Origin of the sequence: Streptomyces sp. NRRL WC-3618 (assembly GCF_001280005.1) — a bacterium.
GTDB lineage: Bacteria > Actinomycetota > Actinomycetes > Streptomycetales > Streptomycetaceae > Streptomyces.
The window spans coordinates 1-837 of record NZ_LGDW01000263.1 but is presented as its reverse complement, the minus strand read 5'-3'; the positions used below and the strand labels follow the sequence as shown (position 1 = coordinate 837).

The following is an 837-nucleotide window of genomic DNA, read 5'->3' as shown; positions in this document are numbered from 1 at the left end:
GGGCTGGACCGGGGTCGGCTGCGCGGCCGGGGCTGCTGCCGGTGCCGGTGCCGGTGCCGGTGCCGGGGCCGGTGTCGGTTCCTCCACGCTCACGCCGAAGTCCGTGGCGATGCCGGCCAGACCGTTTGCGTACCCCTGGCCCACCGCGCGGGCCTTCCAGGCGCCGTTGCGCAGGTAGACCTCGACGATCACCAGTGCCGTTTCCGAGGCGAGCTGCGGGGGTGTGAACGTGGCCAGTACGGCGCTGTCGTCCGCGTTGCGGATCGTGGCCGTCGGTTCGATGCCCTGGAAGGTCTGGCCCGCGGCGTCCGGGCTCGCCGTGACGACGATCTTCTCGATGCCCGGGGGGACGGCCGTGGTGTCGACCGTGATCGAGTCGGGGGTGGTGCCGCCGCCGGAGCGGTAGGTCACGCCGGGGCCGGTCGGCTGGTTGTAGAAGATGAAGTCGTCGTCGGAGCGCACCTTGCCGTCGGCGGTGAGCAGCAGGCTCGATACGTCTAGCCGGACCGGGGCGGCGACGTCCACCGTCACTCGGGTGACGGGGAGAGGGATGTTCGAGCCAGGTGTCATAGCTGTCATGACCGGTTGAACGACCGACCCCGCTTTACCGTTCCCTTACCCGGTGGACAATTGGGTCAGCGGCGGTTTCGGGGGTGGTTGCGGGCCGTTCGTTCGTTGCCGCGCTTGTAGTTGCCGGTCCAGCGGGCCATGACGAGTTGGGGGTCGCCGGATTCCACTTCTGCGAGGAATTCGGTGGCTCGGGGGCCGCGGAGGGTGGTGGCGGGGTGGGGGCCGTGGGTGATTTTTACTGTGCCGTCGGGGTGGTGGGTGTAGGCG

General features: G+C 69.8%; 2 protein-coding genes. Both read right to left on the bottom strand.

Translation table 11 applies throughout. From position 1 onward, the window contains the following. Positions 1 to 570 (bottom strand): TerD family protein (locus tag ADL01_RS22260; RefSeq protein ID WP_199834893.1); only part of this gene is annotated, 570 nt, incomplete at its 3' end. Between the two features lie 65 nt (positions 571 to 635). Then, a partial coding sequence (locus ADL01_RS22255) for a hypothetical protein (RefSeq protein ID WP_053743796.1) occupies positions 636 to 837 on the bottom strand: 202 nt, incomplete at its 5' end.